The organism is uncultured Succinivibrio sp. (genome assembly GCF_902756765.1).
Taxonomy (GTDB): domain Bacteria; phylum Pseudomonadota; class Gammaproteobacteria; order Enterobacterales; family Succinivibrionaceae; genus Succinivibrio.
In genome coordinates this window covers 1-6,977 of sequence record NZ_CACVSS010000089.1, presented here as the reverse complement: position 1 = coordinate 6,977, position 6,977 = coordinate 1, and the positions used below count along the sequence as shown (strand labels likewise).

Sequence of the window (6,977 nt, the reverse complement as noted above, 5' to 3'; positions counted from 1 at the left end):
GTTTTAAAGGAAAATTTATATATCCTTGTTTTCATAAAGCAGATCTCTACTGAAAATCTTTAAAAATGTCATTGCACTTTGCTAAAACGCTGTCGTCGAGTTTATCTCCTACAGCAAGTTCTGCCTTGATGTTTCTAAAGGCAACCTTTCCGTAACCGCGTGAGCCGCTGCCGCCAAGATAGTCGTACTGAAGCAGGGTAAAGCCCTTTGATAAAAGCTCTAAATCACTGATTATCTCATCACTGTTCTGTTCAGTGATTTCATAAATCAGCTCTAAAGGAAATTCAGAACCTCTTACAGCTCTTTCAATCTGACGAGGATTTGCAACTGCAGTCAGACGGTTGATAGTATTTTCAAACTTAACTTCTGTAGAGCTTCTCAGACCTCTTTTCTCCAGAGTTTCCCAGTTACTCATAACTGCATCTGAAAACTGAAGACGGGCATTTCTAATGTTTCCTTTAGAAGTTCCGAAAAGATTCAGGATTTTTTCATCATCCTTATTTGGATCATCTACAGGACTCTTGTTTTCTGATCTGGCCAGTAGTGTTCTTAGTTTTCCCTTAAGAGAGCTGCCAGGCAGTAAAGGAAGTCCTGAAAGAGGATCTTTTACAACAGGAGAATCAACAGCTCCAATTGCTGAGAAAGCAGAGCTTCCGCCTATATGCATGCCGGTTACAACTTCAATAACACCAGTGATCTTAATTTTTGAGTACATAATTCGTCTTCCTTTATTCCTTTAATCCTTACCGCCCTGATATCTGTGATATGCCACAAGTGCTTCCATGTAATGGCAGAAAAGCTCACAGTCGTTCATGGTTTTTATTTCTTTCAAATGCTCAAGAATATGGGCTTTATTGATAAAGTCTTTTACAGATGGGGTTCTGCCACACTCGTAAACAGAGCGAATCTTAAAAGAATTCAGGTACTGAACAATGGCAGGAGAAATCTCTGGATTAGTCTCCTCAGCACTTTTACTGCTGTTAATCTTGTTTAGGATTTCCGAAGTCATTGCCAGCAGATTTCGGATTTGAGAGGTTGTAAGTTTTATTTTGTCTTTGTTGTCTCTTTCAAGTGTCTTTACAACTTCTTCAGCTGTATCGACATAGTTTAAATCAGACAACTGTTTGTATGGAACGCTCTGAGCTTCTTTTTTAGCAGATCCATTATTATGGTTCTGATAGCCCTTATTACCATTATTGTTTCTGTTTTGACTGAAATTGCCTTTATTGTTGTAATTGTTATTAGGAGCCATGTTTATTTCCTCTCCTCTGTTTTATTGAATTTGTCTCTGAAAATATATGAATAGATATAGGTTGCACAGATTAGCTCAGAGCGATCCTGCTTATTTGGGTACCAGTCATAGACCTTCCCTGCAAAATTTTTGTAGTGAGTTTTTTCTTCTAGATTATCGCCCTTTGGTTCCATTCTTGATAGCAGATAGGCAAGACGTGCTCTGTTAATCTTCTGATCTGAATTTCTCATCAGATCAAGAAGGTTATACAGGAACGAGCTTCCATAGGTCTGTGAAGTCTCGCTGCGTTTATCACTTCTGAAGAAATCATTTAGAAGCTTAAACTTTTCATCCATTACGCCTTTAATGAAATTCTCCCAGCCAAATGAATTATCCCTATCAAAGAGGGTTATGGCATCTTTATTTGGAATGTCTTTTGAACACTCCACTAGCTTTTCAGTTTCCTCTGCCATAATGTGGATTGGATACTTGTTTGGATAGAATCCAACACCACCTGACAGCGAAAGTGTATTCTGAGAGAATCTTCTGAAGGAATTTCTCAAATCCACAAAGGCATCGATTACTTCGTTCCAGGCACCGACCAGGAAGACATCATCACCCCCGGAGTAAACGATGGCTACCTTTCGTTTACCATCCTTTGAAAGATATCTGCTCTCGCCATCTGAAAGAATCAGATTTATGTAATGCTTAAAGAAGATTGAAAGCATTCTTGAGAGAGTGGCGCTTCTTGCAAGATTTGAGTAGGTGTCCTTACCTGCCTTCTGAAAACCGCAGGCGAAGGTGGCTCCAAGGTTATCAACATCGGCTCTGAGAATTCCCAGTCGACTGATTCCCTCAGACTCTTCTGCGTAACGGTCAAAATCTTCATTCTTATAGTCTCCCACCCACAGGTGGTTTGCAGCATATCTGGCAGATATGGTCTGATTCTTAACGTACAGTCGTTTGTAATTCTGACTCTGCAGAGCAACCGATACATCCTGTTCGCTAAGTCCTACAAGGTAGCAATCAAAAGGAAGAGGTAAAGCCGTATTCCTCAGCTTTTCAGTTGTAACAATGAAGTAATCCTCTTTCTGAATGCTCTTTGAGATTTCAAGAAGGGCAGAGCACAGATAGCAGGTATCATTGCCATCAACCTTTCCTGTTCTGTGGCAGATTCGGCACTCTCTATTACCCTCATATGACTGGCTGTTAAGTGCTCTTATTTCATCGGCACTGTAACGCTTCATCTTCTTCTGAGAAATCTCCTGAGAAACGTTATGATAGGCCTTTGCAAGAGAATTGTTATCTCCATTCTCCAGTGTCATGCCACTGCAAGGAGCGCAGCCGGTAGCAACATAAATCGAGGTCTGGTAGTTTCTGATAAACCATGCATTAAGCTCTGATTCAAAGCTGCGGATGGCCTGCTTTATGGTATCTGTATTTGGAAGCAGCATATAGCAGTGTCCACCACCTGAGTAAATCAGATTGGCTCTTGAAAGAGACAGCTTTTCAAGCAACTCATCGATTACATGTTCCATCATTACTTCAAGATAAAAACTTCTGGCTCTCAGACTCTTCAATGCTCCTTTTGAGCTGATTGTATAAATGAAGCTCTGAATGCCGGATATATCCATTGAGAACAGCATAAAGGCGTCCTCTTTGAGAAAATCCTTATCTTTTGAATGGAACAGCTCTCTGTAATTGGTATTGCCATCAGCATACTGATACAGACATGAGGCAATGGCAGCGGTAATTTTTGCGTTATCGTAGAATGAGATATCTCCTAATTCCTCATCAGAGGCTGATGCCGGAATAAAAGAGGTTAAGGCCTCTAGATCTGACAGTAGGGCATTAAAAGAAGCTGCTGTATACTTTGTGCCCTGAATGCTTCTGGTTAATCTGTCGGTTATCTTTTGATAAAACTCTCGGTCTACAGAGACATTTTTATCAGATGGATAATTGATATATTTTTCTTCACCAAGTATCTGTGGCGCAAAGAAACTGTTGCCGCTGTTATCGTTAAGACGGTTGAAAATACTCTTTAATGGAGTTTTTTTCCCTGCTGACAGCAGTTTATGTTTTTTAAAATCAGATGAATCTGCAATTCTCTTTGCCAGGTTAACAATATAGGCAAAGGCATTATCTTCAAGCGAAGCTGTGAACTTATCTGACAGCTTATGGTAGCGAACGGTATTCAGAATGTCCGGATCTGATATTTTGACTATGGAGTTTAGTGCAGTATAACCATACTCCTCTGCGCTTATCAGCGATCCTCTGTAGTAAAGTTTGCCAATACTGCAGAGAAGGGCTCCCAATGCTAATTTTACTTCAGTACTATTCAAGGAAATCTCCCTATAGAACTCGGTTTATTTTTGTTAATTGTTTAATTATCCAAAAATTATTTTGAATTTCTATGAGTCTGGTTTCGTTCCTGCTAAGAAATTGTCTTTACATACAAAGAATTATTCTTTGTTCAATCCGTCTATCTTGGCAATAATAAAGTCATTCATTCTGTCGTATGAATTCCAGTACTCATCCTTTACTTTCACATCAGTGTAACGGAAGACTTTCTTAAGCAGCTTCATGATCTGCTCTTCATTCAGATTGTCGGTTGCACGTTTAATCCAATCCTCGTCAATATAGAAAATCTTGTGGGCCAGAAGATTTCTGATTGTGCTTTCCACCTGATGACGCAGTATGCTGATGTCATTTTTCAGCTCCTCGTTTTTACCTAATTTTTCTATGATCTTACATAGGCTTTCGGATGTAACATTAGAATATCTTTCATCTGGGTTAAATGTTTTTTTAAAGCCTTCTTTAAATACATTAAGAATAGCTTTTACCGTTTCATCCTCTTCTGAAAGAACTTCCATAGTGGTAATATCCCATACTTCCTTACTGCCCCCTTCTGGTCTTTTATTTATATTCCCAGTCTTCTTATAAGGATTTAGTTCATTGGCATCTTTTATCAGCTTTGCCAAATCATGATAAATGTTCACAACCACGACTCTCAGAAACAGTTCCTGAATCAGCGGAGATAAAGAACGGACAAAGTCAGATAATTCTCCGCGTTTCCACTTTAAATCGCACAGTAATGCATATTCAAATACAGGTCTGTTTGGACCGGATACAGGTAATAGCTCAGAGACATCTTTTAATTTATTCTCTAAGGAACTTACGTTTTTAAATGCGCTGCGTTCTTTGGCAAACTCAAGATAATCAATATATCTTGCAACAGCTTCTTTGGAGTGAGTTTTTTCAAGTTCCTTAGCCAGAGAATAGGCTGCATGATAGTCATACTGTCTTAGAAAGGACTTTATATTCTGTTCTTCTTTTAACAGCAAAAGATTTGGGCATTTAACCACGGAACAGCGGTTTTCTGACGTGTCCTCGTTGTCTGGATCCAGCTCCCACAGCGTCATGAGGTCAAAATCATTCCTGTGAGTATGTTCTCCCATCTTTTTCTCAGGATTGGAAACCTGGATACAGGTGCATCTGAACTCTCCTAATGTGGACATTACGTTCAGAGCACTTTTCATCCCAGGGGTACCTGATGAGATATTTATCAGTAGCTCATCATCTTTATATAATGAAGAAACAATAGCTTTTATCTCGTTATTAAAGTCTTCAAAGAAATAGTTGAAGTTATGTGGATCAGTCAGCTTAGGTCTGGTGATAAGTTTTACTTCAATAGGCTGTTTCAGTTTGTCTGAAAGGAGTTTGACTGCTTCGGTGTATCGATGATCTTTTTCTTCAAAATCCAGCATTTCTTTTGAAAGATACAGATATACGGTATCTGGCTTAAAATGTCTGCAGACATGCAGCATAGAACCGTCATAGCAGTTGTCCTGAGAAATAGGATCGGTTCCACCAACCGGTGAAAATAAAACTCTTTTTGACATTTATACATCCTAGATCAAAGCTGATAATACTTATTACTTATCAGCAAATTATTGTCTTAGTATCAGTAAAACTCTTACTTTCTAAATCTGACTTTCCATATTCCCATGCCTTAGATGAATTGGCAAGACAGAATATCTTCAGATTGTCATGTTCTTCAAGATAATTAACAATTTTCTCTCGAAGTGTTTTCAGTGAATCTCGACTCAATGTTGCTTCAAATACTGAATACTGTATTCTGAAGCCAAAACTTTTCAGAAGGGTACTAATCTTGTTACGCCTTTTGTTGGATGAAATGTCATAGGCTATCAGTACTATGTACTGGTGGTCGTCGGTAACTCTAATATCCTTCTCCAAAAAAACATGTGTATCTGAGGTGCTCATGCTTTAACCTCCATACATTCAAACTGACTGAAGTCCTTTTGCAGAATCGCCCTGATAAGAGTACTTATCTGGTGAGATATGAAATCGAAATATGATTTCTTCTCCTCAACTGATTCTACAGTATGATTCTTTTGAAAGAGCTTGTTTTGAATGTAGGCTCTGAATGTTTTTATAGCATCTTTATTCAGGTAGACGCCTCCATCCTCATCCTTATTAAACTGTTCTTTGAAGATCATTTTCTTTCTCATAAGTGAAAGAATTGAAGAATCAACTATAAGCGGTCTCCATTCTTCCATCAGATCGCTTGCTAACGAAGCATGTCCATCGCCGTCCGCATGGAAAAATCCAAAAAAAGGATTTAATCCTTTTGACTCAATCAGAGAGTAAATCTGGTTGTATAGTATGGAATAACCAAAACACAGCATTGAATTAAATGGATCTAGAGGCGGTCTGCGTGATCTGCAGTCAAAAGCAAATTCTCCGGACAGTTTGGAAAGTCCTCTGAAATAAATAACAGCAGCCCTACCTTCATACCCCCTTACAGCATCAATAGAATCACAGAACAGAATTCTCTTTTTTAAGTTGTTCATGCTTTCTATATTTGCAGAAATATCATCACAGTTCTTATGACGATAGAGCAGGGAGATCTGATTCTTGATTTTTGAGGTAACGATCTTTTTGGCGAAGTTCAAAGAAAACTCTGTATTAAAGAGTTCGCACTGAGCTCTCTGGATGCTTGTTTTATTTGTAGTTACCCCTCTGTATCCTCCGAGATATTTACCATTTTGGGTTATATAAAGGATTGGAATGTTTTTTGTCAGACACTGTTTGATCAGATAAGCTGTAACGGTTGAATTACTCATTAAGGTGATGCTTTCGAGTGATTCAGAAGGAAATGTTGTTAATTCCTCATCATGTAGTTTTACGTAGATTCTTCCTTTCTCGGTTCCAACAACAGAACCATTCTCTGTAACAACCAAATCACACATATCTGTTACTCCCTTTTTTTCTTGATAGCTAGGGAATAGCAACAGGTGTGCCAACGCTGTTAACTCTAAGATTTTTCCTTATTTTATAAAAGGTTATTTATTCATGAGTTTCTGATGTATTTATGAAAAATCATAATAAGTTAGTACAAATCATAGAAAATTATATGCAAAACGTCCCCTTACGGGGAAAAGGTTTTAGAACTGGTGTGGATACATTGATATTCCTGAAGAAGTATAGTTTTCGTCCCCTTACGGGGAAAAGGTTTTAGAACTTTTTTTGCGAAAGCAACGTGTCATCTGGACTTAAGGTTTTCGTCCCCTTACGGGGAAAAGGTTTTAGAACAAGATACAATCGATAAGAGACTAATCGAAGATATGAGTTTTCGTCCCCTTACGGGGAAAAGGTTTTAGAACTTAGGAGATAAAACAAATGGATAAACTGTTCTTTTTTATGTTTTCGTCCCCTTACGGGG

The 6,977-nt window shown here is 38.4% G+C and carries 6 protein-coding genes and 1 CRISPR repeat array; all 6 genes read right to left on the bottom strand.

Translation table 11 applies throughout. From position 1 onward, the window contains the following. Nucleotides 1-46 precede the first annotated feature (46 nt). The 6 genes from csm3 to cas1 all read right to left on the bottom strand — a co-directional run bounded on the left by csm3 (nt 47) and on the right by cas1 (nt 6,504). Nucleotides 47-715: a type III-A CRISPR-associated RAMP protein Csm3 gene (gene csm3 / locus QZU45_RS10180; protein WP_143075464.1), complete on the bottom strand. Its 669-nt coding sequence runs from the start codon at nt 713-715 to the stop codon at nt 47-49. A 21-nt stretch (nt 716-736) separates the two neighbouring features. Then, nucleotides 737-1,252, bottom strand: coding sequence for a type III-A CRISPR-associated protein Csm2 (gene csm2 / locus QZU45_RS10175; RefSeq protein WP_295354975.1), 516 nt, complete (start codon nt 1,250-1,252; stop codon nt 737-739). Between the two features lie 2 nt (nt 1,253-1,254). After that, entirely contained in the window at nt 1,255-3,573 is a 2,319-nt protein-coding gene (gene cas10 / locus QZU45_RS10170; RefSeq protein ID WP_295354972.1) for a type III-A CRISPR-associated protein Cas10/Csm1, read from the bottom strand. 120 nt (nt 3,574-3,693) lie between these two features. Then, a complete protein-coding gene (locus QZU45_RS10165; protein WP_295354969.1) occupies nt 3,694-5,133 on the bottom strand; it encodes a hypothetical protein in 1,440 nt (479 codons plus the stop codon). A gap of 40 nt (nt 5,134-5,173) precedes the next feature. Then, nucleotides 5,174-5,515 (bottom strand): CRISPR-associated endonuclease Cas2, encoded by a 342-nt coding sequence (gene cas2 / locus QZU45_RS10160; RefSeq protein ID WP_295354966.1) that lies wholly within the window; start codon nt 5,513-5,515, stop codon nt 5,174-5,176. Beyond that, nucleotides 5,512-6,504, bottom strand: a complete 993-nt coding sequence (gene cas1 / locus QZU45_RS10155) for a CRISPR-associated endonuclease Cas1 (RefSeq protein WP_295354963.1) — start codon at nt 6,502-6,504, stop codon at nt 5,512-5,514. Before cas1 ends, cas2 begins: the two co-directional genes overlap by 4 nt. 167 nt (nt 6,505-6,671) lie before the next feature. Continuing rightward, a CRISPR array of direct repeats spans nt 6,672-6,919; the repeat unit is 37 nt; unit sequence AGTTTTCGTCCCCTTACGGGGAAAAGGTTTTAGAACT. Nucleotides 6,920-6,977: the final 58 nt, after the last annotated feature.